Source organism: Stenotrophomonas sp. 85239_Sma (assembly GCF_056481725.1).
The window spans coordinates 1,246,008-1,272,812 of record NZ_CM151163.1 but is presented as its reverse complement, the minus strand read 5'-3'; the positions used below and the strand labels follow the sequence as shown (position 1 = coordinate 1,272,812).

General features: G+C 67.2%; 27 protein-coding genes. 18 read left to right on the top strand and 9 right to left on the bottom strand.

The window, feature by feature from the left end; translation table 11 throughout:
- The first annotated feature begins 33 nt into the window (after positions 1-33).
- The 4 genes from ACYKG1_RS06060 to ACYKG1_RS06045 all read left to right on the top strand — a co-directional run bounded on the left by ACYKG1_RS06060 (position 34) and on the right by ACYKG1_RS06045 (position 3,771).
- Complete coding sequence (locus tag ACYKG1_RS06060; RefSeq protein ID WP_100471636.1) at positions 34-810, top strand: enoyl-CoA hydratase/isomerase family protein; 777 nt, start codon at positions 34-36, stop codon at positions 808-810.
- A gap of 87 nt (positions 811-897) precedes the next feature.
- Entirely contained in the window at positions 898-1,818 is a 921-nt protein-coding gene (gene tesB, locus ACYKG1_RS06055; RefSeq protein WP_004148214.1) for an acyl-CoA thioesterase II, read from the top strand.
- Between the two features lie 4 nt (positions 1,819-1,822).
- Positions 1,823-2,332 (top strand): pathogenicity-like protein, encoded by a 510-nt coding sequence (locus ACYKG1_RS06050; protein ID WP_100471635.1) that lies wholly within the window; start codon positions 1,823-1,825, stop codon positions 2,330-2,332.
- 221 nt (positions 2,333-2,553) lie between these two features.
- On the top strand, positions 2,554-3,771 hold the full coding sequence (locus tag ACYKG1_RS06045; RefSeq protein ID WP_478472112.1) for an RNA polymerase sigma factor: 1,218 nt from the start codon (positions 2,554-2,556) through the stop codon (positions 3,769-3,771).
- 51 nt (positions 3,772-3,822) lie between these two features.
- Here ACYKG1_RS06045 and ACYKG1_RS06040 read toward each other — a convergent pair whose 3' ends face one another.
- Positions 3,823-4,383, bottom strand: a complete 561-nt coding sequence (locus tag ACYKG1_RS06040; RefSeq protein WP_100471633.1) for an EF-hand domain-containing protein — start codon at positions 4,381-4,383, stop codon at positions 3,823-3,825.
- Positions 4,384-4,538: 155 nt separating this feature from the next.
- Here ACYKG1_RS06040 and ACYKG1_RS06035 point away from each other — a divergent pair, with 155 nt between their 5' ends.
- Together ACYKG1_RS06035 and ACYKG1_RS06030 are read left to right on the top strand one after the other, a co-directional pair.
- Positions 4,539-5,294 (top strand): arginyltransferase, encoded by a 756-nt coding sequence (locus ACYKG1_RS06035; RefSeq protein ID WP_100471632.1) that lies wholly within the window; start codon positions 4,539-4,541, stop codon positions 5,292-5,294.
- A 38-nt stretch (positions 5,295-5,332) separates the two neighbouring features.
- Entirely contained in the window at positions 5,333-6,541 is a 1,209-nt protein-coding gene (locus tag ACYKG1_RS06030; RefSeq protein WP_262084595.1) for an endonuclease/exonuclease/phosphatase family protein, read from the top strand.
- Between the two features lie 80 nt (positions 6,542-6,621).
- Here ACYKG1_RS06030 and purT read toward each other — a convergent pair whose 3' ends face one another.
- Complete coding sequence (gene purT, locus ACYKG1_RS06025) at positions 6,622-7,809, bottom strand: formate-dependent phosphoribosylglycinamide formyltransferase (protein WP_478472110.1); 1,188 nt, start codon at positions 7,807-7,809, stop codon at positions 6,622-6,624.
- A 137-nt stretch (positions 7,810-7,946) separates the two neighbouring features.
- Between purT and ACYKG1_RS06020 the strand changes: the two genes are divergently transcribed.
- From ACYKG1_RS06020 to ACYKG1_RS06000, 5 genes are read left to right on the top strand one after another with little or no spacing between them, the layout of a single operon-like run.
- Positions 7,947-8,828, top strand: a complete 882-nt coding sequence (locus tag ACYKG1_RS06020) for an SPFH domain-containing protein (protein ID WP_100471630.1) — start codon at positions 7,947-7,949, stop codon at positions 8,826-8,828.
- A gap of 45 nt (positions 8,829-8,873) precedes the next feature.
- On the top strand, positions 8,874-9,053 hold the full coding sequence (locus ACYKG1_RS06015; RefSeq protein WP_100471629.1) for a type II toxin-antitoxin system antitoxin: 180 nt from the start codon (positions 8,874-8,876) through the stop codon (positions 9,051-9,053).
- A complete protein-coding gene (locus ACYKG1_RS06010; protein ID WP_100471628.1) occupies positions 9,050-9,229 on the top strand; it encodes a DUF4177 domain-containing protein in 180 nt (59 codons plus the stop codon). Before ACYKG1_RS06015 ends, ACYKG1_RS06010 begins: the two co-directional genes overlap by 4 nt.
- Before the next feature lie 3 nt (positions 9,230-9,232).
- The gene (locus ACYKG1_RS06005; protein ID WP_478472109.1) at positions 9,233-9,826 is read left to right on the top strand and encodes a PH domain-containing protein; all 594 of its coding nucleotides are present in this window, start codon (positions 9,233-9,235) and stop codon (positions 9,824-9,826) included.
- 9 nt (positions 9,827-9,835) lie between these two features.
- A complete protein-coding gene (locus ACYKG1_RS06000; protein ID WP_100471626.1) occupies positions 9,836-10,645 on the top strand; it encodes a M15 family metallopeptidase in 810 nt (269 codons plus the stop codon).
- 373 nt (positions 10,646-11,018) lie between these two features.
- On the opposite strand, the gene ACYKG1_RS05995 is transcribed toward ACYKG1_RS06000, so the two are convergent.
- The 4 genes from ACYKG1_RS05995 to ACYKG1_RS05980 all read right to left on the bottom strand — a co-directional run bounded on the left by ACYKG1_RS05995 (position 11,019) and on the right by ACYKG1_RS05980 (position 14,640).
- Positions 11,019-11,390: a DUF423 domain-containing protein gene (locus tag ACYKG1_RS05995; RefSeq protein ID WP_100471625.1), complete on the bottom strand. Its 372-nt coding sequence runs from the start codon at positions 11,388-11,390 to the stop codon at positions 11,019-11,021.
- A 104-nt stretch (positions 11,391-11,494) separates the two neighbouring features.
- On the bottom strand, positions 11,495-12,568 hold the full coding sequence (locus ACYKG1_RS05990; RefSeq protein ID WP_100471624.1) for a polyketide cyclase: 1,074 nt from the start codon (positions 12,566-12,568) through the stop codon (positions 11,495-11,497).
- Between the two features lie 234 nt (positions 12,569-12,802).
- Positions 12,803-13,444 carry a response regulator gene (locus ACYKG1_RS05985; RefSeq protein WP_100471623.1) on the bottom strand — a complete coding sequence of 214 codons (642 nt, stop codon included), beginning with the start codon at positions 13,442-13,444 and terminating at the stop codon, positions 12,803-12,805.
- Entirely contained in the window at positions 13,444-14,640 is a 1,197-nt protein-coding gene (locus ACYKG1_RS05980) for a sensor histidine kinase (protein ID WP_100471622.1), read from the bottom strand. The genes ACYKG1_RS05985 and ACYKG1_RS05980 overlap by 1 nt, the downstream gene beginning before the upstream one ends.
- A 150-nt stretch (positions 14,641-14,790) precedes the next feature.
- Here ACYKG1_RS05980 and ACYKG1_RS05975 point away from each other — a divergent pair, with 150 nt between their 5' ends.
- The 5 genes from ACYKG1_RS05975 to ACYKG1_RS05955 are packed head-to-tail and all read left to right on the top strand — an operon-like array spanning position 14,791 to position 17,812.
- Entirely contained in the window at positions 14,791-15,387 is a 597-nt protein-coding gene (locus ACYKG1_RS05975) for a GNAT family N-acetyltransferase (RefSeq protein WP_014036357.1), read from the top strand.
- Complete coding sequence (minC, locus tag ACYKG1_RS05970; RefSeq protein WP_478472107.1) at positions 15,333-16,178, top strand: septum site-determining protein MinC; 846 nt, start codon at positions 15,333-15,335, stop codon at positions 16,176-16,178. Before ACYKG1_RS05975 ends, minC begins: the two co-directional genes overlap by 55 nt.
- Positions 16,179-16,213: 35 nt before the next feature.
- Entirely contained in the window at positions 16,214-17,023 is an 810-nt protein-coding gene (minD, locus tag ACYKG1_RS05965; RefSeq protein ID WP_005415682.1) for a septum site-determining protein MinD, read from the top strand.
- Between the two features lie 2 nt (positions 17,024-17,025).
- Positions 17,026-17,286 carry a cell division topological specificity factor MinE gene (minE, locus tag ACYKG1_RS05960; RefSeq protein WP_005408532.1) on the top strand — a complete coding sequence of 87 codons (261 nt, stop codon included), beginning with the start codon at positions 17,026-17,028 and terminating at the stop codon, positions 17,284-17,286.
- Positions 17,287-17,332: 46 nt separating this feature from the next.
- Positions 17,333-17,812, top strand: coding sequence for a hypothetical protein (locus ACYKG1_RS05955; protein WP_032961355.1), 480 nt, complete (start codon positions 17,333-17,335; stop codon positions 17,810-17,812).
- A 61-nt stretch (positions 17,813-17,873) separates the two neighbouring features.
- Here ACYKG1_RS05955 and ACYKG1_RS05950 read toward each other — a convergent pair whose 3' ends face one another.
- The 3 genes from ACYKG1_RS05950 to ACYKG1_RS05940 form a co-directional block, all read right to left on the bottom strand.
- On the bottom strand, positions 17,874-19,118 hold the full coding sequence (locus tag ACYKG1_RS05950; protein WP_100471620.1) for a DUF819 family protein: 1,245 nt from the start codon (positions 19,116-19,118) through the stop codon (positions 17,874-17,876).
- A 154-nt stretch (positions 19,119-19,272) separates the two neighbouring features.
- Positions 19,273-21,351 carry an alpha/beta hydrolase family protein gene (locus tag ACYKG1_RS05945; RefSeq protein ID WP_262084599.1) on the bottom strand — a complete coding sequence of 693 codons (2,079 nt, stop codon included), beginning with the start codon at positions 21,349-21,351 and terminating at the stop codon, positions 19,273-19,275.
- Positions 21,352-21,596: 245 nt separating this feature from the next.
- Positions 21,597-23,561: an OPT family oligopeptide transporter gene (locus ACYKG1_RS05940; RefSeq protein WP_262084600.1), complete on the bottom strand. Its 1,965-nt coding sequence runs from the start codon at positions 23,559-23,561 to the stop codon at positions 21,597-21,599.
- Between the two features lie 198 nt (positions 23,562-23,759).
- Here ACYKG1_RS05940 and ACYKG1_RS05935 point away from each other — a divergent pair, with 198 nt between their 5' ends.
- Positions 23,760-24,908: an acetyltransferase domain-containing protein gene (locus tag ACYKG1_RS05935; RefSeq protein ID WP_478472106.1), complete on the top strand. Its 1,149-nt coding sequence runs from the start codon at positions 23,760-23,762 to the stop codon at positions 24,906-24,908.
- 106 nt (positions 24,909-25,014) lie between these two features.
- Positions 25,015-26,769, top strand: coding sequence for a peptide MFS transporter (locus ACYKG1_RS05930; RefSeq protein WP_478472105.1), 1,755 nt, complete (start codon positions 25,015-25,017; stop codon positions 26,767-26,769).
- Positions 26,770-26,805: the final 36 nt, after the last annotated feature.

Genomic DNA, 26,805 nt, shown 5'->3' with positions numbered 1-26,805 from the left:
GCCCAGGTTCCTTCTTCGCAACGAGACCGCAGCATGACGACGCTCATCGAGGTGATCAACCATGGCCCCATCCGCGAACTGCGCCTGGCGCGCCCGCCGGTCAACGCACTGGACACCGAACTGTGCCGTCAGTTGATCCATGCCATCGAGCAGGCCATGGCCGAAGACGCGCACGGCATCGTGCTGTCGGGCAGCGAGCGCATCTTCACCGGCGGCATGGACGTGCCGCACCTGCTCTCGCATGGCGATGACAAGCACAAGCTGTTGGACACCTGGAATGCCTTCTTTGGCGCCGTGCGCACGCTGGCCGAGAGCCGCATCCCGGTGGTCGCGGCGATTACCGGCCACGCCCCGGCCGGCGGCTGCGTGCTGGCCCTGTGCTGCGACTACCGGGTGATGGCGCGCAGCGCCGATCCGTCGCGCCCCTATGCCATCGGCCTGAACGAGGTGCAGGTGGGCCTGATTGCACCGGAGGGCATCCAGCGCCTGCTGCGCCGTGCGGTGGGCGTGCACCGCGCCGGTGTCCTGCTGACCACCGGTTCGCTGGTACCGGCCGAACAGGCGCTGCAGATCGGCCTGGTGGATGAGCTGGCCGAGGGCGATCTGGTGGTGGCGCGTGCCGTTGCCTGGCTGCAGAACCTGCTCAAGCAGCCGCGCCAGCCGATGCTGCTGACCCGCGCGATTGCCCGTGCCGACCTGCACGTGGCGCTGCAGCCGGACCTGATCCAGCTCGACCGTTTCGTCGAGGCCTGGTTCGCCCCGGATGCGCAGAATGCCCTGCAGGCACTGGTCGCCCGGCTGGGCAAGTAAGGTTTGCCCGCGCCCGGGGTCGGATCCCTTTCGCAATGCGAAAGGGATCTGACCCCTGACCGGTATAATCGGGCCCTCTTCACTGCTGTGGCCGCCCCCTTGAACGACACGCCCGAACCCGTCGTCTCCGAGCTGATCGACCTGCTCACGCTGGAGCGGCTGGAGGACAACCTGTTCCGCGGGCAGAGCCGCGACATCGGCACCAAGTACGTGTTCGGCGGGCAGGTGCTGGGCCAGGCGCTGGCCGCGGCACAGGCTACGGTCGACAACGGCCGCCACGTGCACTCGCTGCACGCGTATTTCCTGCGCGCCGGCAACATCGACCACCCGATCGTCTACGACGTGGACCGCACCCGCGATGGCGGCAGCTTCTCGGTGCGCCGGGTCACCGCGATCCAGCACGGCAAGGTGATCTTCTTCTGCGCGGCCTCGTTCCAGCAGGCCGAAACCGGCGCCGAACACCAGCACAAGATGCCCGAAGTGCCGCAGCCGGAAGACATCGAGCCGAACCGGCCGCTACCGGCCGAAGTGTTGGAACGCCTTCCGATCAAGGTGCAGCGCTGGCTGTCGCGCGGCGGCCCGTTCGAATTCCGCCATGTGTACCCGCGCGATGAACTCAACCCGCCCAAGCGCCCGCCGTACCACCAGGTGTGGCTGCGCCTGAGCGAGCCGGTCGGCGATGCCCCGGAGCTGCACCAGGCGCTGCTGGCCTATGCCTCCGACTTCCACCTGCTGGGCACGGCGACCTTCCCGCACGGCATCAGCTACTACCACCCGCACGTGCAGATGGCCTCGCTCGACCATGCGATCTGGTTCCACCGCCCGTTCCGCGCCGACGACTGGCTGCTGTACTCGCTGGACAGCCCCAGCGCGCAGGATTCGCGCGGCCTGGCCCGCGGCCAGTTCTTCACCCGCAATGGCGTGCTGGTGGCCAGCACCGCGCAGGAAGGCCTGATCCGCGTGGTTCCCGACCAGGCAGCGGCCGCTGCCGTGCCGGCCAAGGATTGATCCGATGCGCCAGATCTTCAGCAGCCAGCGCGTGGAAACCGTCGAAGGCGTCGCCGAGCTCCTGCGCGAGCATGGCATCGACGTCAAGGTGACCAACGGGCGCTCGTACAAGACCCGCCGCCGCGGTCAGTTCAGCTATACCGACCTGGGCAACGCCAATGCTTACCCGGCGGTGTGGATCGTGCGCGCCGACGACCAGCCGCGCGCGCGCGAAATCCTGCGCGAGGCGCGCCTGCTCGATACCACCCGTCGCGACCACCCAACCGCCGAGTTCGCCTTCCGCGACACGCCGGAACAGGGCAACAGCGGCCGCAGCTGGGCCTGGCGCATCCGCATCGCCCTGCTGGTGGTGATCGCCGGCGTGGCGCTGGTGATCGGCCTGCGCCATCGCGGTGCCCCGGCTCCGACGGCTCCGGCCCCTACCCCGCAGGCGCAGCCGCAGCCGGCGCAACCGGCCCCGCAGGCCGCACCGGAAGAGGAAGAAGTCCGGGTCCGCATCCAGCCCTCCAAGTAAGAGGCGGTGCCGGGCCATGCCCGGCGAGCACAGCAGCCTGGCAGCAAGGCCACGATTTCACCGTAACCCGTCAGGATTGGAGCCCCCTTGTTGTTCAAGGGGGCGCGCCAGCGGCGCGGGGATGAGGTGGAATGCGCGGACCGCAAATGCATCGGCATCTGCGGTCACACTTCGCGCGCGGCGCCGTCATGGGACACAATCCCAGCAGGAGAGCCGCCGCCATGACGACGTTCGCCGCATCGATCGACCAGACCCTGGAACGCGAACTGCCTGCGGCCGCTGGCGGTTGCCAGCATGCCTACGGCCGCATCGTGCTGGCCTGCCAGAACACGGTCACCGCCATCGCGCTGGCTATCACCCGCGACCGCCAGGCCAGCGAGGACATCGCCCAGGAGGCCTTCGTGAAGGGCTGGCAGCAGCTGCACCAACTGCGCAGTTCGACCAGCTTCCTGCCCTGGCTGCGGCAGATCACCCGCAACCTGGCCCGCGACTGGCTGCGCGCGCAGCGCGGCCGACCGCTGACCGGTGAGGCCGCCGAGGTAGCGATGGGCATGGCCGCCGATCCGGCCCCAGGCGCGGCCGACCGCCTGCAGCGGGTGGAAGAAGAAATCGCCGCCGAGGACATCATTTCCGCGTTGCCCGCCGACAGCCGCGAAGTGCTGCTGCTGTACTACCGTGAAGGCCAGCGCTCGCAGCAGGTCGCCGACCTGCTCGGGCTCAGCGATGCGGCCGTGCGCAAGCGCCTGTCACGCGCCCGCGCCCTCGTGCGCGACGGCCTGCTGCAGCGCTTCGGCGAATTCGCGCGCAGCAGTGCCCCGAGCGCGGCATTCGCTACGGCGGTGGTGTCGATGGTGCTGGTGGCGGCGCCCGGCACCGCCAGCGCCGCAATCCTGCTCGGCACCGGCGTCGGCATCGGCGGCAGCAAGCTCGGCCTCGGCGGAGCCAGTGCTGCCGGCGGTACCGCGATGGGATCGTTGACCGCGACGCTGGGCCAGCTGCACGTGCTGCCGGCCGAAAGCTGGGCGGCGGTGATCGGTGGCGTGGTCGGTGGTGCGATCGGCAGCTATCTGGGCGGACGCTTCCTGATGTCGTACACCGAAACGGCGTCCGAGCGCACCGATGTGCGCCGTTTCCTCTATCTCAACATCGTCACCGGCATGTTCTGGTGCCTGGCGATCCTGCTGGCCGTGATGCTGCAGGCGCCGGTCTGGGCGCAGCTGGCGGTGCTGGCGGTCGGGCTGGGCGTGGTCAACTACCAGTGCCTGGTGCCGCTGCAGCGAGTAATGGCGCCGATGATCGCGCGCGATTCGGCGCGGCGCGGGCGAATCGGCATCAACTGGAAGTTCGAATCGATGTACGGCCGCACCGGCATCGTCGCCATGAACCTGATGGTCATCGCGCTGGTGGCGTATTCACTGATGCGCAGCGGCCGCCTGTAACGGACAACGCCGGCAGTGCGCCGGCGTTGTCCTCATTCACTGCGTTGAACCTCAGCGCTGCGGCTTCGGCGCGGCGCCATCGCGCGGACCGCCGTGGCGCGGGCCAGCGTGCATCGGGCCCTTGGCGGCATCGAACTCGGCCTTGCTCAGCTGGCCGTCCTTGTTGGTGTCGGCGGCAGCGAACCAGGCATCACGACGCTGCTTCATGCGCAGCTCGCGGTCGGCCTTGTCCAGGTAGCCATCCTTGTTGAGATCAAGCTGGTCGAAGCGCGCGGCCAGGCGCGGGTCGGCCTTGGCTTCCTCGCGGCTGATGCGGCCGTCCTTGTTGACGTCCAGCTTGGCCCAGCGCTCGCCGCCGTGGCCACGGCGGCCATGCTGCCAGCGCGGCATCTCATCGCGCGACAGCTTGCCATCCTTGTTCTTGTCCAGCTCGTCGAACTTCGCGGCCAGGCGCGGGTTGGCAGCGGCTTCGCTGCGGTCGATGACGCCGTCGCCGTTGGTGTCCAGCTTGGCCGGGCGCTGCGCCGGCGTGGTCGGGGTGTCGGCCGCCAGCGCGATACCGGAAGCGGAGGTGCCGAGCAGCAGGGCCAGCAGCAGGGGGGTACGGATCATGGGTCACTCCTGGGAATGGGAATTGCGTCGGGGTGATCACTTCACCCTCGGGAGACAACAACGCCCCGGCGCGACATCGGTTGACGCCACTGCCGGTTCCATTCATCCGGCGGACAGTCGCCGCCACTGCGACAGGCTGGGGCTATGCTGTGCCCATGGCGATTCACGGCGACAGAGACGACGAACTGCGACTTTTCCAGACCGGCGAGCACCCCTGCGGGTACTGGTCGGACCGGGTGGCGCGTGACCTGGTGCTGGACCCGAACGATCGCCGCCTGGGCGGTCTGTACCCGCTGGCACTGAGCTGGGGCTTCCGCCGCAGCGGCGACCTGGTCTACCGGCCGCATTGCGCACACTGCCAGGCCTGCGTGGCGGTGCGCATCCCGGTGGCGCGCTTCGCCCCGGACCGCAGCCAGCGCCGCTGTGCAGCCCGCAATGAAGACCTGGAGGTGCGGATCACCGCCGCCACCGCCCGCGACGACCTGTTCGCGCTGTACCACCGCTACCTGACCCACCGCCACGCCAACGGCGGCATGGACGACCACGGCCCGCACGAGTTCGAGCAGTTCCTGATCGGCAGCTGGTCGCACACCCGTTTCATGGAGATGCGCCTGCCCGGCCACGACGGCCAGCCCAGCCAGCTGCTGGGGGTGGCGGTGACCGACGTCACCGAGCACGGCCTGTCGGCGGTCTACACGTTCTTCGACCCGGACCACGCCGCGCGCGGGCTGGGCACCTTCGCGATCCTGCAGCAGATCGAGTGGGCGCGTCGCGAGGGGCTCCCGCACGTGTACCTGGGCTATTGGATCCGCGGCCACCAGAAGATGGACTACAAGCGCCGCTTCCATCCGCTGGAGGCCTACGACGGCCGCCGCTGGCACGATTTCGACAAGGATCTGGACGGGCGCTGACAAACCGCTGACACCGGGCCGGGTGCACAATACGGCCCATGAACGCCAAACCCCTGATTCTCGCCCTGGCCCTGCTCTGCGGCGCCACCGCCCCCGCCTTCGCCACGTCCCCTGCGATGACCGAAAAGCCGTCGGCTGCGCTGCGCCTGGCCACCTACAACACCTCGCTGTACTCCGATGAGACCGGTGGCCTGATCAAGGAACTGGAAGGTGACAGCGAGCACGCACGCAAGATCGCTGCGGTACTGCAGCAGGTGCGCCCGGACCTGGTGCTGCTGAACGAATTCGACTTCGACGATGCGCATCGCGCCGCCGACCTGTTCCAGAAGCGCTACCTGGAAGTGGCCCAGCCCGGTGGCGGCAAGCCGCTGCACTTCGCCTACCGCTACCTGGCGCCGGTCAATACGGGCGTGCCGAGCGGCCTGGACCTGGACAACAACGGCGTGGTCGGCGGCGAAGGCCGCAGCCGCGGCAACGATGCCTGGGGCTACGGCCTGCACCCGGGCCAGTACGGCATGCTGGTGCTGTCGCGCTACCCGATCGATGAAGCCAGGGTGCGCAGCTTCCAGCTGCTGAAGTGGAGCGCGATGCCCGGTGCGATCCGCCCGGTCGATCCGCGCACCGGCAAGAGCTTCTACAACGATCATGTGTGGTCGCAGCTGCGGCTGTCGTCGAAGTCGCATTGGGACGTGCCGGTGAAGACCCCGGCCGGTGTGGTCCACGCGCTGGTCTCGCACCCGACCCCGCCGGTGTTCGACGGCCCGGAAAAGCGCAACGCCGCGCGCAACCACGACGAACTGCGCCTGTGGCAGGAATACCTGTCCAAGGGTGAAAAGCCGTGGCTGTGCGACGACAAGGGCCAGTGCGGCGGGCTGGCGCAGGACGCGCGCTTCGTGATCCTCGGCGACCTCAACAACGACCCGGTCGATGGCGATGGCCGCCATGAGGCGATCGTCGAGCTGATCGAGAACGCCCGCGTGCTGCGCTACCCCACCCCGCGCAGCGTCGGTGGTGAGCAGACCAGCCTGGCCTATGCCGCCAAGGGCATCGAGCGCAAGGGCGCACCGTTCCATGCCACCGGCGATTTTGGCCCGAAGTCCGGCACCATGCGCCTGGACTACGTGCTGCCCTCGACCGGTTTCGAATACGTGGGCAGCGGCATCTTCTGGCCGGCCAACGAAAGCCCGGAAGCGAAGATCGCCGACGGCAGCGACCACCATCTGGTGTGGGTGGATGTGAAGCCGTAACCGATGATGAGGGAGTACCGACCAACGGTCGGTACCCACCGGAATGCGGTAGGCGACGACCGTTGGTCGTCGCTCCTTTTTCAGGGGCGCAGTTCGACGCCGATGGCGTCGGCGGCGTCACGCGCGATGGCGCGGGCTTCGTCGATGGTTTCCGCGCGCGCCAGGGTCACCCCGACGCGGCGATGGCCATGCACGCTGGGCTTGCCGAACAGGCGCACGGCGGTGTCCGGCACCTGCAGGGCGGCGGCGACGTTGTTGAAGTACGGCACGCCTTCGCCGTGCGCCAACAGCGCGCACGAGGCCGACGGGCCGCTCTGGCGGATCACCGGGATCGGCAGGCCGAGGATGGCGCGCGCGTGCAGCGCGAACTCGCTCAGTTCCTGCGAAACAAGCGTCACCAGGCCGGTGTCGTGCGGGCGCGGCGACACTTCGCTGAACCACACCTCGTCGCCCTTCACGAACAACTCGACGCCGAACAGGCCCCAGCCGCCGAGGTCATCGGTGATCGCACGCGAGATCTCTTCGGCACGCGCCAGCGCCTTGCCCGACATCGGCTGCGGCTGCCAGCTCTCGCGGTAATCGCCGTCCTTCTGCAGATGGCCGATCGGCGCGCAGAACGAGGTGCCGCCGGCATGGCGCACGGTCAGCAGGGTGATCTCGTAATCAAAATCGATGAAGCCTTCGACGATGCAGCGGCCCGCACCGGCGCGGCCACCGGTCTGCGCGTACTCCCAGGCCGGGGCGATGTCCGCCTCGCTGCGCAGGGTGCTTTGGCCCTTGCCCGAGGACGACATCACCGGCTTGACCACGCACGGCAGGCCGATGGCGGCCACGGCGGCGCGGTACTCGGCCTCGGTATCGACGAAGCGGTACGGCGAGGTCGGCAGGCCCAGGGTTTCGGCGGCCAGGCGACGGATGCCTTCGCGATCCATGGTCAGGCGTGCGGCGCGCGCGGTCGGGATCACCTGCAGGCCCCGCTCCTGCTCCAGCTGGACCAGGGTCTCGGTATGGATGGCCTCGATCTCCGGCACCACCAGGTGCGGCTGCTCCTGGGCGATCAGCGCGCGCAGGGCCATCGCATCGAGCATGTCGATCACATGCGAGCGGTGCGCGACCTGCATGGCCGGGGCATCGGCATAGCGGTCGGCGGCGATCACTTCCACGCCCAGCCGCTGCAGCTCGATGGCCACCTCCTTGCCGAGTTCGCCCGAGCCCAGCAGCAGCACGCGGGTGGCGGAGGGGGACAACGGAGTTCCAAGCTTGGCCATGGCGGTTCCAGCAGCGATGTGAAGGCGGGTGGGCATTCTAGCTGGCCGGGCACCCCGGCCATGGCATCCGACGAACGGTAGTCGAAAACTGATATCACTTTGATATCTTCATTACGAACCCTCAAGGACGTACCGCCATGAAAGAGAAGTCGCTGTCTTCGCTCAACGGCCTCGGCACGCTGGCCGGCGCCCTGCTCGTCGGCCTCGCCGGCGCCGCCCTGTTCGTGGTCGGCGTTGCGGCCAATGCCAGCACCGGCTCGCCCAACCTGCTGCTGATGCTGCTGGGCGCCCTGCTGGTGGCGCTGGGCGTGTTCATCCTGGCCGGCCTGTACACCATCCAGCCCAACCAGGCGGCGGTGCTGAGCTTGTTCGGCAAGTACGTGGGCACGGTGAAGGACAACGGCCTGCGCTGGAACAACCCCTTCTATGCCAAGCGCCGGGTCAGCCAGCGCGTGCGCAACTTCGAGAGCGGCAAGCTGAAGGTCAACGAGCTCGATGGCAGCCCGATCGAAATCGCCGCGGTGATCGTCTGGCAGGTGGTCGATGCCTCCGAGGCGGTCTACAACGTGGATGATTACGAGAGCTTCGTGCACATCCAGTCCGAATCGGCGCTACGCGCGATGGCCACCAGCTATCCGTACGACCAGCATGAGGAAGGCCAGCTGGCCCTTCGCAGCCACGCCAGCGAGATCTCCCAGCACCTGAAGAACGAACTGGCCGAGCGCCTGGCCGATGCCGGCGTGCAGGTGATAGACGCGCGCATCAGCCACCTCGCCTACGCCGCCGAAATCGCCCAGGCGATGCTGCAGCGCCAGCAGGCCAACGCGGTGATCGCCGCACGCACGCGCATCGTCGCCGGTGCGGTGGGCATGGTCGAGATGGCGCTGGCCGAACTGCAGAAGAACGGCGTGGTGCAGCTGGACGAGGAACGCAAGGCACACATGGTCAGCAACCTGCTGACCGTGCTGTGTTCGGACCGCGGCACCCAGCCGATCGTCAACGCCGGTTCGCTGTACTGAACCACCCTCGCAACGGGGCGCCCCACCGCCCCGCCAGGAGCTTGCATGAGTGAGAAGAAAGCCTACCCGCTGCGGATCAACGCCGAGGTCCTGGCCGCCGCGCAGCGCTGGGCTGACGACGAGCTGCGCAGCCTCAACGCGCAGATCGAATACGTGCTGCGCGACGCCCTGCGCAGGGCAGGACGCCTGCCGAAACCCACCCCACCGCCGGAGGACAAGGAATGAGCAAGCGCTGGAGCTACCAGACCATCGAGGTCAAGACGTCCATGATGGGCGTGCTCAAGCCAGAAGACGTGCAGACAGAACTCAGCCGCCAGGGCCAGCTGGGCTGGGAGCTGGTGAACGTCATCATCCCGGCGCCGATGTGCCCGGCGATGCTGGTGTTCAAGAAGGAAGCCTGAACCATGGGCGCCAGCGACCCGAAACAGTACGAGGTAGCGGAGAGTTCGCCGTTGCGCGTGCTGTGGATCGTGCTGCCCCTGCTCGCCGCCTTCGGGGCCTGCCTGTATGCGCAGCTGTACAAGGCACCGGCGACGGCGCCCTGGATCGAAGTAACGCTGTCGCCGCCCTGGTTCCGGATGGGCGGCAGCGCCGCCTGGAGCCTGGTGGTAATCGCCGCGCTCGGCATCGGGCTGGGCGCGGCCTTCTTCCGCCGCCGGGTGGAACTGGCCGACGACGTGCTGGACGTGCGTTCGACGATGTACCACCGGCGCGTGCCGGTCGCACAGCTGCGGCTGGACCAGGCCGAGGTGGTCGATCTCAGCCGCGACCGCCGCTATGGCATCCGCTTCAAGACCAACGGCTATGCGATGCCGGGCTTCTACTCCGGCCACTTCCGCCTGCAGGGCGGCGGCAAGGGGTTCGCCCTGGTCACCGACCGTGCGCGTGTTCTCGCTCTTCCGGTCAGCGATGGCAGCACGCTGCTGCTCAGCCTGGACCGGCCGCACGTGCTGCTGGACGCACTGCGCAAGGTGGCCGCGCCGGCGCTGCGGCAGTAAGCTGCGCCGATGCAACGACGCCCGCCCCTGCTGATCAATACCGAGACCATCGAACTGTGGCCCGCGGACCTGCTGCGCGCGCGCAGCAACCTGGACGCGCGCCTGCTGTCACAGGCGCGATGGGTGCTGCGACGCAAGCGCGATGGCCGCTACCTGGCAGCCGTGCTACCGCACGGCGTGCATTCGATGGTGCCGCGCCTGCCACGCGAGCCCGGGGTCGAGGACGCACTGGCGCTGCTGGATGCAGCGGCGGCACGTCCGTTCGGCGCTGCGCTGGAAGAACAATGGCTTCCACTGGCCGGCCTGCAGCAGCACCTGCAGCAGCTCGGCCTGGATGCCCAGCGCTATGCCGACGACAGCGGCCTTCCGCTGGAACCCGAACCGTGCCTGCTGCACTTCGCCGGCCGCGATCGCTTCGCCCGCCCGCTCTGGCTACGCCGTGGCGCCGCGCAGGGCTGGCGGCGGATGCGCCTGCACGCCGCGCGCGATGGCGTGGCGCTGGATGCAATCTCTGGCTTCCGCAGCCATGCCTACCAGCTGGGCATCTTCGAACGGAAACGGGCGCGCGGGCTGAGCGTGGCGGAAATCCTGAAGGTCAATGCCGCGCCAGGATTCAGTGAACACCACAGCGGCCATGCGCTGGACATCGGCACACCGGGCGATGCCCCGGCCGAAGAATCGTTCGAAGCCACTGACGCCTTCGCGTGGCTGCGGGCCCATGCCAGCACGCACGGCTTCCAGCTGAGCTACCCGCGCGACAACCCGCACGGGATCGTCTACGAACCGTGGCACTGGTGCTGGGGACCGGCCAACGGCTGAGCCCCGCTTGGCGGCTGCAAAGCAAACTCTTTGGAGCTGTCCGCCACGGAATGGAACAAGAGAACAAAGACAAAAGCGGGTCGCTTCACTCGAAGCCTCTACAACGGATCAGCGTGCAGCTGTTGGGTCCGCCTTCAAGCGAGCCGAGCACCGCAGGTCTGGCGAGGGCGAAGAGGTGCGGGTGTCTGAGCGCAGCGAGTTCCCGCACCGCCCCTCGACGGGCCGAGGAGCACAGGACACCGGTGCGCAGCACCGGCTCGCGGCCGGCGGCGCGTTTCTTTTGGTTACTTTTCTTTTCGCACGAAAAGAAAAGTAACGCCCATGAACCCTCACGATCGCATCGGCATGGATCGGAGCGAGAGCACTGCGACCCTCACCGCCTCAACGCATTGATCGCCAGCAGCACCCAGCCGGCCATCATGCTGGTGCCACCGATCGGCGCCATCCGCGTCGGCCACTGCCACAGCGCCCCGCCCGCCAGGCTGCCGGAAAACAGCAGTACGCCCAGCAGCAGCACATACAGCGCCAGGTGCGCGATCGCCCCTTGTGCGCGCGGCCCGAGTGCCACCAGTACTGCACCATGCGCGAACGCATACAGCGCCGCCATGTTCAGATGCTGCTGCGCCAGCGGATCGGCCACACCGTGCGACGCATAGGCAGACAGGCCGATCGAGGCAGCGGCCAACAGCGCACCCAGGCAGGCCAGCAGGGAAGGCTTGCGTGCGCGACGTTCGAGATTGAACATGAGGGCTCCTTGCGCAGCGCCCCTTGCCGGGCGCCAGATGAAAAAAAACGCGCCGCAATGAGCGGCGCGTTTTCGTGTCCAACACTACATGGGTCAGCCGAGGCTTACTTGACGGCCCAGTAGATGTCGTAGGTCGCTTCCGGGGTGAACGACTTGTCGATGCCGTCCTTCCAGGTTTCGTACGGACGGTCGATGACTTCGTTGCCCGAGGTCACGGCCCAGGCGCGCAGGCCGTTGCGGGCCACGTCCAGGCCGGCCATGTGGCCGGTGTAGGCCGCATGCGCCGAACGGTGCGGAGCCACGTGCACGTACTTGACCGGTGCGCCGCCATCGATCTTGACGGTCAGCTCCTCAGCGGTGGCACCCTCGGCACCCTTCTTCTTCACCGGCTGGGCGATGTCGAAGGCGTACTTCTCCTGGCCGAAGTCGGTGGTGATGATGCGGAACGGACCGGCGGCTTCAAGGCCATTGGCCTCCATCACGCGCTTGATCCACTCCTGGTTGTCCTTGATGGACTTGGTGATGCTGTCCTGACCGCGGTCCACGTTGCCGGCGTTGACGACCAGCAGGTTCTCGGCCGGCACGTCGACGATGGCCAGGTCGGTCAGCGGGGCTTCCGGCGTGCGGTAGTCCACGTTCGGCACGGTGGCGAGCATGTTGGCCATGCGCGACAGGCCCATCTTGATGTCGTCGCCGATCTGGCGGCTGACATACAGGCCGGCGTAACGACCGAACAGGTCGAAGCCGTACTTCACCGAGTAGTCCTGGGTGATCTTGACGTTGCGACCGCCCTTGCCGGTCGGCTCCAGGTTGAAGGTGGTGACCTTGTCGTGACCCTTGGTGGCGTCTTCGATGGCGATCACAACACGCTTGTTCTCTTCGGCTTCGGTGATCTTCCAGGAACCGGTGCCCAGGTCCTTGGAGGTGAAGTCGAGGGTGGCACCGGTACCGGAGGCCGGGCCGGACAGCTTCAGTTCAACGGCGGGATCGCGCAGTACCAGCGGGTTCCAGTCCTTGAAGCGGCGCAGGCTGCTGACCGTGTCGTACACGATCGTCATCTTGCGGTTGGTCTCGATGCTTTCGGTGATGTGACGCTCGCCCGGCAGACATACGCCAATGATGACGAACAGGCCAGCCACGATCCCCAAGGCGATCAGGAACTCGATAATACGGGTCATTCAGAGAGTCTCCGGGGCCGATCCCACGGCCGGGTTGATTGAAGCGAAGCGCCAATCCTAGCAGGCTTCGCGGGCATTGTTTATCGGGATTGGCGCACCGGTTTCCCTGCCGGCTGCGTATTTGTATGGACAAAGAATTCGAAGGGTAACGCATACCGCTGCCCGGCAAGTAGGGGGCAACCTTGGCGGGAACCCTCGGCAACCATCCAAGTCGTTGTACCTGAAGGATTTTCCTCAGACCAGCTGGAGTTCGAACGCCTTCAGGACGGCGCGCGTACGGTCGCGCACGCCCAGCTTGGAGAGGATGTTGGACACGTGGTTCTTGATGGTGCCCTCGGCCACGCCCAGCGAATTGGCGATCTCCTTGTTGGAGAAGCCGCTGGCCATCAGCCGCAGGATCTCGGTCTCGCGGTCGGTCAGCGGGTCCGGCCGGTCCAGGCTGACGAACTCGTTGCGCATGTGCTCCAGGCCGGACAGCAGGCGCTGGGTCACCGCCGGCTGCACCAGCGATCCCCCATCGGCCACGGTGCGGATGGCACCGACCAGCTGCGCCAGGGTGACATCCTTGAGCAGGTAGCCCTTGGCACCGGCCTTGAGCCCGGCCAGCACCAGCTGGTCGTCGTCGAACGTGGTCAGGATGATGGTCGGCGGCAGCTGTTCCTGCCGCGACAGCAGCTGCAGCGCCTCCAGGCCGGACATCACCGGCATGCGCATGTCCATCAGCACCACGTCGGGGCGCACCTGCGGAATCAGCTCGACCGCCTGCCGGCCGTCGCCGGCCTCGGCCACCACCTCGATGCCGTCGTCGAGCGCCAGCAGGGAGCGGATTCCCTGCCGCACCAGGGTTTGGTCGTCGACCAGGCAGACGCGAATCATCAACGCACTCCTTCAGGAACCTTGGTAAGGGCGGCCACCAGCACCGTTGCCGGCACCGTCGCCCGCAGCCGGAAGCCTTCGCCGGGACGGGTTTCGATCTGCAGCTGGCCACCACATTGTTGCAGGCGCTCGCGCATGCCGCGCAAGCCATTGCCTACATTGACCATATCCGCGCCGACGCCGTCGTCGCGGGCCTCCACCACCACCCGGTCGGGGGCTTCACGGTACACCTTGATCCACAGGTGGCGGGCGCCGGCGTGGCGCACCGCGTTGGTGATGATCTCCTGGGTACAGCGCAGCAGCACATGGGCCCGCTGCGGGTCCTCCACGTTCAGTGGATCCTCGATCTCCAGCTGGATGTCCAGCGAGGGCACGTTCTCGGTCAGCGGGCGCAACGCGGCGGCCAGATCGATGGCGCCGGTCTCGCGCAGCTGGCTGACCACTTCGCGCACGTTGCCCAGCAGCAGCTTGGCCAGCGCGTGCGAGCGCTTCACGTGATCCAGCGCCTGGCCCTCGGCCAGGTGGCCGGCGACCTCCAGGTTCAGGGTCAGCGCAGTCAGCTGGTGGCCCAGCAGGTCATGCAGCTCACGCGAAATGCGGGTGCGCTCGTTGACCCGCGCGCTCTCGGCCAGCAGCGCGCGGGTGGCCCGCAGTTCCGAATTGAGCCGGCGCTGCTCGTCGCGGGCCTCGGTCTGCTGCCGCGCGACCAGGCTGGTAACGAAGATGAACATGGAAAAGCCGCCGTACAGCAGCGACTGCATCACTGCCTCAAACAGCGGGAAGCGCAGCAGCATGTAGTAGACCGGCGCCACCGCCAGCTGGCTGACCAGCAGCCACAGCACCCCCAGCCGTACCGACAGCATCCACGGAATGACCCCGGCGGCCACCATCATCAGGATGCTGCCCAGGCCCGATCCGCTGAGGAAGCTGACCCCCAGCGCGGAGACCGTCAGCAACAGCAGCAGGCCGCGGTCCAGCCAGCTGGTATGGCTGTCGCTGCGCAGGATGCGGGTCAGCCAGTAATAGGCGGTACCGAAGGACAGGTAGGCGACGAACAGCAGGATCGCCCAGCCGCCCATGTCATTGCGGCTGTGCAGGTTCTCGAACTGCGAGTAAGCCAGGGGCAGGCCGACCATGACCCAGGTGAACAGGCCGGCCAGGCGGAGGACACGGGTATGGCTGAGGACTCCCAACATGCCAGCACTCTACGGGGCACGCCTGCGCACCGCACCCCACGGAAGTCATGCCCGCCCGGTCGCCTGTTCATGCCGCAGCCCACCCCGGGCATGCAATAATCGTGCGCAGGGTCCCTCGATGGACCAACCGCGTTACCCCACGGAGTCACAATGTCGATTGTCATCCGCGACGTGCGCGAGCACGAGCTCGATTCCGTCCTGGCTTTGAACAACAACGCTGGCCTGGCCATCCTTCCCCTGGATGCGGCCCGCCTGCGCCTGTTCTATGAAACCGCTGAGTATTTCCGCGTCGCCGAGCGCGACGGCAACCTGGCCGGCTTCCTGATCGGCTTCGGCAGCGACAGCCAGCACGACAGCAGCAATTTCGCCTGGTTCAAGCAGCAGCTGGACACCCCGTTCTTCTACATCGACCGCATCGTGGTCGCCAGCCGCCGTCGTGGCGGTGGCGTCGGCCGTGCGTTCTATGCCGACGCGCAGAGCTTCGCCGAGCTGCGCTACCCGCAGATGACCTGCGAAGTCTTCCTCGACCATGGCGCCGATGCCGCCCTGCTCTTCCACGGCAGCTTCGGCTTCCGCGAGCTGGGCCAGAACACCATGCCACAGGTCGATGTGCGTGCCAGCATGCTGGCCAAGGAACTGTGCAGCTACCCATGGGTCCAGGAGACCTACGGCGACAAGCTGCCGGATGTGGCATGGACACGCGCCAGGCAGCTGCCGGCGCAGGCACAGCGGCCGACGGGGACCTGAGCGTGGCGGTGAATTTCGATTACGAACAGGCCGGTGAACTGAAGATCGGCCAGGTGGGCATCGCCAACCTGCGCATCCGCACCCTTGATGTCGAGCGCCTCGTGCAGGAAATGCGCGAGCGCGTGACCCGCGCACCGAAGCTGTTCGGCCGCGCCGCGGTGATCCTCGACTTCGGCGGCCTGAGCCAGGTGCCGGACGTGGCCACCGCGCAGGCGCTGGTTGATGGCCTGCGCAGCGCCGGCGTGCTGCCGGTGGCACTGGCCTATGGCACCAGCGCGGTCGACCTGCTCTCGCAGCAGCTCGGCCTGCCGCTGCTGGCCAAGTTCCGCGCGCAGTACGAGCGTGCCGAGGCCGAACCGGCCCCGCCGCCGCCCGCGCCGGAACCGCGCCGCGCGGCCCGTGCCGAACCGAAGCCGGCCCCGGCAACGCCGGTGGCCAAGGTGGCCGACGCTGCTGCACCGCAGCCGGGCCGCATGCAGCTGGGCAACGTGCGTTCGGGCCAGCAGCTGTACGCGGAAAACTGCGACCTGACCGTGATGGCCACCGTCGGCGCCGGCGCTGAGGTCATCGCCGATGGCAGCATCCATATCTACGGCACCCTGCGCGGCCGCGCGCTGGCAGGGGCCCAGGGCAACACCGCGGCGCGTATTTTCTGCCGTGATTTCCATGCGGAACTGGTCGCCATTGCAGGCCATTACAAGGTACTGGACGATGTCCCGGACAACCTGCGCGGCAAGGCCGTCCAGGTGTGGCTGGAACAGGACCAGATCAAGATCGCTGCGCTGGACTGACGCAGCACCCAAACAGAATCATCAGGAGAAGTCCTTTGGCTGAAATCATCGTAGTCACCTCCGGCAAGGGCGGCGTCGGCAAGACCACTTCCAGTGCGAGCCTGGCCTGCGGCCTGGCACGGCGCGGCAAGAAGGTGGCGGTGATCGACTTCGACGTCGGCCTGCGCAACCTCGACCTGATCATGGGCTGCGAACGCCGCGTGGTGTACGACTTCGTCAACGTCGTGCACGGCGAAGCCACCCTCAAGCAGGCCCTGATCAAGGACAAGCGCTTCGACAACCTGTACGTGCTGGCCGCCTCGCAGACCCGCGACAAGGACGCACTGACCCAGGAAGGCGTGGGCAAGGTCCTGAAGGACCTGGCCGCCGACGGCTTCGACTACATCATCTGCGACTCACCGGCCGGCATCGAGAAGGGCGCCTTCCTGGCGATGTACTTCGCCGACCGCGCGGTGGTGGTGGTGAACCCGGAAGTGTCGTCGGTGCGCGACTCCGACCGCATCATCGGCCTGCTCGACTCGAAGACCCACAAGGCCGAGTCCGGCCAGGACGTGCCGGCCTTCCTGCTGCTGACCCGCTACACCCCGCTGCGCGTGGAAAGCGGCGAAATGCTGAGCATCGCCGACGTCGAGGAAGTCCTCGGCCTGAAGGCGATCGGCGTGATTCCGGAATCGGGTGACGTGCTCAACGCCTCCAACAAGGGCGAACCGGTCATCCTGGATGTCGAATCCGCTGCCGGCCAGGCCTACGAAGACGCCGTCGCGCGCATCCTCGGCGAAGAACGCCCGATGCGCTTCACCAACGTCGAGAAGAAGGGCTTCTTCAGCAAGCTGTTCGGAGGGTAAGCATGGGCCTGTTTGATTTCCTCAAAGCGAAGAAGACCACCGCCGAAACCGCCAAGAACCGCCTGCAGATCATCATTGCGCAGGAACGCAGCCACCGCGGTGGCCCGGACTACCTGCCGCTGCTGCAGCGCGAGCTGCTGGAAGTGATCAAGAAGTACGTGAACATCGACGTCGATGCAGTGAAGGTCGACCTGGTGAAGGATGGCCAGCACGACGTGCTGGACATCTCCGTGGCGCTGCCTGAAGGCCCGGACAAACCCTGATGCCCTGCCCCGCCCGTGCCTGCATGGGCGGGGCTGCCTGACCTGCATGACCGATACGACAACCGCCGTGGACATCACCTGCGTGGGCGACATCGCCTTCGCCGATGCGCAGTGCCTGCTCGCCGCGCATGGCCTTCGGCTGCACCACGTGGCGGCCGGTGAACCGATTCCCGGCAGCTACTGGGGCGAACCCGAGGCCGGCATCATCGCCAGCAACGTGTACGTGCGCGATGACACCCCCGTGCACTCGATGCTGCACGAAGCCTGCCACCTGATCGTGCTGCCGCCGGAGCGGCGTGCGCAGGTGCATACCGATGCCACCGACTCGGTAGCCGAGGAAGACGCGACCTGCTACCTGCAGATCGTGCTGGCCGGGCAGCTGCCCGGCGTCGGCAGCCAGCGGCTGATGGCCGACATGGATGCCTGGGGGTATACGTATCGGCTGGGGTCTACACAGGCGTGGTTCGAGCAGGACGCCGAAGACGCGAAGGCCTGGCTGATCGAACGCGGCCTGCCGGTGGCGTGATCCACCGTGAACCGGGTCAGATCCCTTTTGCTGCGCAAAAGGGATCTGACCCCAATACCCATCACCCCTGCCCTGCCAACGCGCGCAGGGTGATGCCGACGATGTAGGCCAGGTAGGTGCCGGTGGCGTAGCCCATCGTCCCCAGCAGCACGCCGACCGGCGCCAGCGCCGGATGGAACGCCGCGGCCACCACTGGCGCCGAAGCCGGTCCACCGATGTTCGACTGCGAACCGATGGCGAAATAGAAGAACGGTACCTTCAGCAGCTTGCCCAGGCACCACAGCAGCACGATGTGCACGGCGATCCAGATCAGGCCGAGCAGGAACAACCACGGCCGGTCCAGCAGCGCCAGCAGATCCATCTGCATGCCGATGCAGGCGATCAGGAAGTACAGCAGCAGCGAGCCCAGCCGCGACGCGCCTGCGCCTTCCAGATTGCGGGCACGGGTGAAGCTCAGGCTCAGGCCCAATGTGGTCGACAGCACCACCACCCACACGAACGGCGCATCCAGGCTGAACTGCGGGGCCCAGCTGACGTTGGCCTTGAACCAGGCCGCCAGCGGCGCGCCGATCGCGTGCGACAGGCCGACGCCACCGAAGGCCACGGCAACGATCAGCATCAGGTCGGTGAGGCTGGGAATGCGCTCATGTTCGGCCTGGAAGCGCGCGATGCGTTCCTTCAGTTCATCGATGGCCGAGGTATCGGCACCGCTGCGCGCGTCGATCTTCGCTGCGCGCCCGGCCAGGAAGATCAGCGCGGCCATCCACACGTAACCGACACCGACATCGACCACCGCGAACTGGCCAAAGGTGGTCGCGTTGACGTCGAACACTTCGCGCATCGCCAGCATGTTGGCGCCGCCGCCGATCCAGCTGCCCGCCAGCGCGGCCATGCCGGCCCAGGTATCACCGGCCACGGTGTCGGGATGGATCGCGCGCATCAGCAGGAACGCCACCACCGCACCGAGCATGATGCTGGCCGAGGCGCCCAGGTACATCAGCACCAGCTTCGGGCCGAGCCGCAGGATGCCCTTGATGTCCACCGCCAGGGTCAGCAGGATCAGCGCCGCCGGCAACAGGATGTCGCGCGCGATCGGGTTGTAGAGCCGGGTGTTCTGGCCGTCGATCAGGCCGACGGTGTTGTAGATGCCGGGAATCAGGTAGCACAGCAGCAGCGCCGGCACGAAGGTGTAGACGCGTTTCCACAGCCCCTGCTCGCGCGAGGCGGTCCAGAACACGGCGCCGAGGGTGGCGGCGATCAAACCGAAGACGACGATGTCGTTCTGGATCAGGGCGGTCGAGGGCATGCAGGCGCTCTGGGTAGAGCCGAGCCATGCTCGGCTGCTGTTGGCTGGAGGTGTGCCGACCAACGGTCGGCGCCCACCGGCGGGAACATCTGCACCCACCGGTAAAGCAGATGGTGAAACAAAAGCGCCGCCCCGGAGGGCGGCGCTGCAGTCATCAGTTGCCGATGTGCTGCTTCAGCCAGGCATTGACGGTGTCATGCCACAGGATGCTGTTGTTCGGCTTCAGCACCCAGTGGTTCTCGTCCGGGAAGTACAGGAATTTCGATTCGATGCCCTGGCGCTGGGCGGCGGTGAACGCGGCCAGGCCCTGCTCGACCGGAATGCGGAAGTCCTGCTGGCCATGGATGACCAGGATCGGCTTCTTCCAGTCCGCCACGTGGTTGACCGGATTGAACTTCTCGTAGTTCGCCGCCTTCTGGTACGGCGTACCGCCCTGCTCCCACTCGGTGAACCACAGTTCTTCGGTGGCATAACCCATCATGCGCTGGTCGAACACGCCGTCATGGTTGACCAGGCACTTGAACGGGCTGTTCCAGTTGCCGGCGATCCAGTTGACCATGAAGCCGCCGTAGCTGGCACCCAGCGCACAGGCCTTGTCACCGTTGAGGAAGGAATACTTCTTCAGCGCCGCGTCCCAGCCCTTCTGCAGGTCTTCCAGCGGGCGGTCGCCCCAGTGCTGGCTGATCGCATCGGTGAAGGCCTGGCCATAGCCGGTGGAACCGTGGAAGTCGATCATCACCACGGCGTAGCCCTGGCCCGCATAGGTCTGCGGGTTCCAGCGGTAGCTCCAGCCGTTGCCGAAGCTGCCCTGCGGGCCGCCGTGGATCAGGAACGCGACCGGGTACGACTTGCCTTCCTGGTAGTTGTACGGCTTGACCACGTAGCCATGCACGGTGTCGTTGTTCCAGCCCTTGAACTCGAACTGTTCGTAATCGCCGAAGCTCACGTCCTTGAGCACCTCACCGGCGGCCGGGGTCAGCGCGCGCAGTTCACCGATGGCTTCGCCCGCGGCCGGCAGCAGGCCGACCAGCACCTGGTCGTTGCTCTTCAGGCTGTTGCGGGTGATCGCCACGCTGTTGCCGGCCACGTCGACCGAGGTCACGCTGCCGTCGCCGATCAGCTTGGTGGCCTTGCCGCTGGCCACGTCGATCTGGAACAGCGGGTGCTCGCCGAGGTCATCGGCGGTGGTGAAGATGCTGGCGCCATCGGCAGACAGGGTGATGCCGCCGGCCGAACGATCCCACTGCGGGGCGATCTCGCGGGTCTTGCCGCTGGCCACGTCCATCGCCATCAGGCCGAAGCGGTCGGCCTCGAAGCCCGGGCGCTTCATCGCACGGTAGAACAGGGTCTTGCCGTCGGCGCTGAACACCGGGCCGGCATCCCAGGCCGGGTTGGCGGCAGTCAGGTTGACCGGCGCCTGCTTGCCGGCGGCGTCGAAGCGGTACAGGTCGAAGTTGGTCGACCACGGCTCCTGCTTGCCGGCCACGCGGATGCTGGCCACCACGCTGGCGCCATCCGGCGACCACGCGAAATCATCATTGCCACCGAACGGCTTGGACGGCGCATCCCCATCGATGGTCGCGCTCAGCGCCGAAGCGCCCTTGACCGCGCCGGCCTTGGCCGTCGGCAGCGGTGCGACGAACAGGGTGTTGCGGCGGCCGTCGTTCCAGGTATCCCAGTGGCGCACGAACAGCGAATCCCACACCTGGCCGCTGGCCTTGGCGTCCTTCTTTTCCTTCAGCTTCTTCTCGGTGCATGCCAGGTCCGAGGCACAGGCCTGGAACACGCCGGCACTGAACAGCACGCGGTCGTCCTGCGGCGACACGTGGTAGCTGTCCACGTCGACCGGGAAGTCGGTCAGCTGGCGCGGGGTGCCGCCGTTGATCGGCTGCGCGTACAGCTGCTGGCTGCCGTTCTTGGCGCTGAGGAAGTACACGGTCTGGCCATCGGCCGACAGCGAAGCGGAATTGACGCTCCAGCCGGCCGGGGTGATCTGCTTCGGCGGCGCCGCATCGCGGGTGCGCAGGTTGCGCGCGAACAGCGCGGTGGAGGCCTTCAGGTTGGCATCCACGCTGCGCTTGGCGAACACCACGGTGCCGCCGTCAGCGGTCAGTACCGGCGCGGAGACGCGGTCCATGGCCACCATGTCGCGGACTTCCAGGCCACGGGCAGCGGCGACGCTGGGCAGGGCGGCCAGCAGGCTCAGTGGCAGCAGGGCATGACGCAGTTTCATCGGGGTCTCCGCAGGACGGCAAAAAACCGATGGTAGGCCCGGGCGGCCGGGGCTGCCAAGGCCATCGGTCATGGCTGCCGGCGGCGGTTGGCTGCGCCGCCACAACGAGCAAACCCCGCCGAAGCGGGGTTTGTGGGGGGACGCCGGGGTCGGATCCGATTCCACCGGAATCGGCTCTGACCCCAACCGCTGTCAACGTGGGGTCAGCGCCCTTCCCGGTGGGAAGGGATCCGACCCCATGACCCTTACGCCACGGCGCGCTTGCCGGTGCGGTAGATCAGCCAGCCGACCAGGAACAGCACGGCCAGGCCGATCCACTGTGCGCCCGGCAGATGGAACGGCACGGCCAGCACGTCGGCGCGGCTGCTGACCACGATCGGAATCGCGATGGCGATACCCATCAGTGCCTCGCCGGTGATCAGGCCGGCAGCGAACAGCACGCCCGGCTTGTGCACGCGGTCGCGGCCTTCTTCGTCATCGGCGCGCACCTTGTGGAAGCGCTCGACCAGATAGGCGATCAGGCCGCCGAGGAAGATCGGCACCATCAGTTCCAGCGGCAGGTAGATGCCGATGGCGGCGGCCAGCACCGGCACGCGGAAGCGCGCGTTGCGCGACTTCAACCAGCTGTCGAAAGCAATGATGGCGGCACCGACCACGGCACCGATGCCGATGAAGGTCCAGGGCAGTTCACCACCAAACAGGCCCTTGGCCACCGAGGCCATCAGGTTGGCCTGCGGTGCGGCCAGCGCGTTGGGGTGCAGCTCGGACTTCACGCCGATGCCGTAGGCGGTGGCCAGCAGGTTCAGCACCGGCGCCATGATCAGCGCGCACGAGAACGCACCGATGCCCAGCATCAGCTGCTGCTTCCACGGAGTGGCACCGACGATGTAGCCGGCCTTGAGGTCCTGCAGGTTGTCACCGCCGACCGCTGCAGCACAGCACACCACCGCGCCGATCATGATCGCAGCCACCGCACCCAGCGGCGCGCCGAAGGCGCCGACCGGCTGCAGGCCATCCTTGCCCAGCAGCACGACCAGCACGGCCGAGGCGAACAGGATGGTGGAGATGGTGATGCCCGAGACCGGGTTGTTGGACGAACCGATCAGGCCGGCCAGGTAGGCCGAGACCGAGACGAACAGGAAGCCGGCGACGATCATGATGAGGGTCATCGGGATCGACACGTGCCACTGGCCCACGATGGCCTGGTACAGGGCCAGCAGCGGCAGCACGAAGACCACCAGGGCGACCAGCATCCACTTCATCGGCAGGTCGCGCTCAGTGTGCGCCAGCACCGGGCCACCGCTCTTGCGCGCAGCGGCGAAGCCACTCTTGACGCCGTTGAGCAGCGACTTGCGCAGCGAGATCAGGGTCCAGATGCCACCGATCAGCATCGCGCCGACACCCAGGTAGCGCATCTTCGCGCCCCAGATGGCGAACGCCGCCTCGGTGGAGGAAGCCGTGGCAACCGACGCGGCCAGCGCCGGATCGGTGTTCATGAAGAAGGCCTGGTAGATCGGGATGGCGATGTGCCAGGTCAGGATCGAGCCGGACACCACCACGATGCCAACGTTGAGGCCGACGATGTAGCCCACGCCCAGCAGTGCCGGCGACAGGTTGGTGCCGATGAAGGCGGTGACCTTGGAGCTGCCGACATAGGCCGAGGTGGCCCAGGCGTCGGGAATCAGGCGCATGCCGCTTTCCGCGGCCAGCTTCACGAAGGCGCCGATCACGGCCGAGATGGCAAGGATCTTCAGGCCCGGGCCCGGGTTCTCGCCGGCCTTGAGCACTTCGGCCGCAGCCTTGCCTTCCGGGAACGGCAGCGGGTCTTCGACGATCATCGAACGGCGCAGCGGCACCGAGAACAGCACGCCCAGCAGGCCACCGAGGCCGGCGATGCCCAGCACCCACCAGTACTTGAAGTCCGGCCAGTAGCCCATGATCACCAGCGCGGGGATGGTGAAGATCACACCGGCGGCGATCGACGAACCGGCCGAGGCGCCGGTCTGCACGATGTTGTTTTCGAGGATGGAGCCACCGCCCAGCAGGCGCAGCACGCCCATGGAAATCACCGCGGCGGGAATGGCGGTGGCGATGGTCAGGCCTGCGAACAGACCGAGATAGGCGTTGGCCGCCGACAGCACCACCGCCAGCACGATGGCCAGGGCCACTGCGCGGAAGGTGAGCTGCTTGGGCGCGGCGTCATGGTTCATGGAAGCCCCTGCTGGCAAAAAATCCCTGCCACGCTAGCGTTCAGGGCAGATCAAGTCCAGCGTGCCAAAGGATGGGGCGTGTGCTGCAGCGCAATGGGCGCGTACGTGAACCGGCAACCGACCGACCCGGCAAACTGCGGCTGGGCCCGTCGCAAACGATATGTTATATCTTAATATTACCTGTTCCCACCGCATCGCATGCCCCCTTCCCCCTCACTTCGCCTGGCCTCCATCGACCAGCTGCGCGGCACCGTGATGCTGCTGATGCTGCTCGACCACGTGCGCGAGACCTTCTTCCTGCAGCACCAGGTGGGCGATCCGATGGACGCGGCCAGTGTGTCCCCCGCCCTGTTCGCGTGCCGCCTGCTGGCCCACCTGTGTGCGCCGGTGTTCGTGCTGCTCACCGGTCTGTCGGCTTGGCTGTACGGCCAGCGCCAGGCGGACCCGCGCCGGGCCACCGCCGCCTTCCTGCTCAAGCGCGGCCTGTTCCTGGTGGTGCTGGAACTGACCCTGGTGAACTTCGCCTGGACCTTCCAGTTGCCGCCGGACACGATCTATCTGCAGGTGATCTGGGCCATCGGCCTCAGCATGATCGCGCTGGCCGCCCTGCTGTGGCTGCCGCGCCCGGCCTTGCTGGTGCTGGCGGTGCTGCTGGTGGCCGGGCACAACCTGTTCGATGGCCTGCACGTGGAAGGCAACAGCCTGCTGGCGGTGCTGTGGAAGGTGCTGCACCAGCGCGACTGGATCGAAGCCGGGGCACTGCGATTGCGCACCTCCTACCCGGTGCTGCCGTGGATCGGGGTGATCGCACTGGGTTATCTGATGGGCCCCTGGTTCGCCCGTGATCGCGCGCCCGAGCAGCGTCGGCACTGGCTGCTGTGCGCAGGCATCGGTGCGCTGGTCCTGTTCGCGCTGCTGCGGTTCGCAAACCAGTACGGGGATGCTCCCTGGTCGTACCAGGCCACTCCGCTGCGCACGTGGTTGAGCATTTTCAACGTCACCAAGTACCCGCCGTCATTGCAGTTCCTGCTGTTGACCCTGGGCGTGGGACTGTTGCTGCTGCGCCTGTACGAGTGGCCGCCAGTGGCGCGTGCGCTGCGGCCGTTGGCCGACATTGGTGCAGCACCGATGTTCTTCTACCTGCTGCACTTGTATGTGCTGAAGGGGCTGTACCTGGCGGCGCTGGCGGTGTGGGGCCCGACCCACGGCGGGCTGTATGCGCTGGATTCGGTCAGCGGCCTGCTGCTGGTGGCCTGCGCACTTGCAGTGGTGCTGTATCCGCCGACGCGGGCGTTCGCGCGGTTCAAGGCACGACGGCGTGATCTGGCGTGGTTGCGGTACCTGTGAGCGCTTGGGCGGGATCGTCCATCCACGCATGGCGTAGATCTACCGTGGGCTGCCCACCCCGGCCCAGGGGCCTATAATCGCGCCCTTTCCGCTGTCCCCGCCGTCGATGACCGTTGCCGCTCCTGCTTCCGACGACTTCCTGGGCCATCCCAAGGGCGTCTACGTCTGCTTCTTCACCGAAATGTGGGAGCGCTTCTCCTTCTACGGCATGAAGGCGCTGTTGCTGCTGTATCTCACCAAGTACCACCTGTTCGGCGACAAGGCCGGCCTGGACCTGCTCGGTGCCTACGGCGGCCTGGTGTACTGCATCCCGGTGTTCGGCGGCATGCTGGCCGACCGCTGGCTGGGCATGCGCCGGGCGGTGCTGTTCGGCGGCACCCTGCTGGTGCTCGGCCACCTGGGCATGGCCTTCGAAGGCCACGCGGCGTACCGGGTGAACGGCGAAGTGGTGCGCGACACCTCGGCGCTGGCGGTGACCTACCTGTCGCTGGCGCTGATCATCATGGGCGTGGGCTTCCTGAAGCCGAACATCTCCACCATCGTCGGCAAGCTGTACGCCAAGGACGATCCGCGCCGCGACTCGGGCTTCTCGCTGTTCTACGCCGGCATCAACCTCGGCGCGTTGTTCTCGTCGCTGGTGTGTGGCTTCCTCGGCGAGGCCTATGGCTGGAAGTACGGGTTCGGCGCGGCCGGCATCGGCATGCTGGCCGGGCTGGCGATGTTCCTGTGGGGCCAGAAGTACCTGCAGGGCCATGCCGAACCACCGCAACCGGCGGCGTTGAAGCAGAAGGTGCTGGGCCTGCCGCGCGAATGGCTCATCTATCTGTGCGCGGTGCTCGGTGTGCTGCCAGTGGCGTGGCTGATGTGGGCGGCCGGCAACGGCGCGTTCGCGCTGGGCGGTGAAATCAGCCTGGCGCTGATGCTGATGCTGGTGGTGCTGGGCGGCGTGCTGGTCTGGTTCGCCTGGTTCACCGGCAGCAAGTGCACGCCGGTGCAGCGCCAGCAGATGATCGCGCTGATGGTGCTGATCTTCATGGCGCTGGTGTTCTTCACGATGTACGAGCAGTCCTACGGCTCGTGGGTGACCTTCACCGACCGCCTGCTGACCAAGGACATCGTGCCCTCGCTGGTGATCACCGGCGGCACGCCACTGCCGTGGTCGATCATCTCGCTGCTGCTGGCACCGCTGGGCTTCGTGGTCAGCGCGCGGTTGTCCGAGCGTCGTCCGGGCTCGTCGGCACCGCGCACGTTCTTCGCCGCCATCGTCGTGCTGATGCTGGTGCTGCTGGTGCGCGACTGCCTGGTGATTCCGCAGACGGCCGGCTCGCTGACCTACCTCGGCGGCCTGTTCCTGGTGCTGCTCGCCCCGGCCTTTGCCGCGCTGTGGACTTGGATGGACCGCCGCGGCTGGGAGCCGGGCAAGCCGGTGAAGTCAGCCTGGGGACTGGTGATTGGTGCGCTGTCGTTCGTGCCGCTGGCGCTGGCGGCGCAGCAGGTCGGCGCCACCGGCGAGATGGCCAGCGTGTGGTGGCTGGTGCTGGCCTACTTCCTGCTGGCCAGCGGTGAGATGTGCCTGTCGCCGGTCGGCCTGTCGGCGGTGACCCAGCTGGCCGTGCCGCGGGTGATGAGCCTGATGATGGGCACCTGGTTCCTGGCCACCGCATTCTCGGAAACGCTGGCCGCGCTGTTCGGCAAGCTGGCCGCGATCGAGGTACCGGAAGGCGAATCGCTGGACATGGTGGCCGCGGCCAGTGCCTATGCGCACCTGTTCTGGCTGCTGATGTGGATCGGCCTGGGCTGTGCGCTGACCGCCTTCATCGCCGCGCCGCTGCTGAAGAAGATGATGCACGGGGTGAAGTAAGCCCCGCACATGCGGAAAGCCGGGGCGGCGGAACGA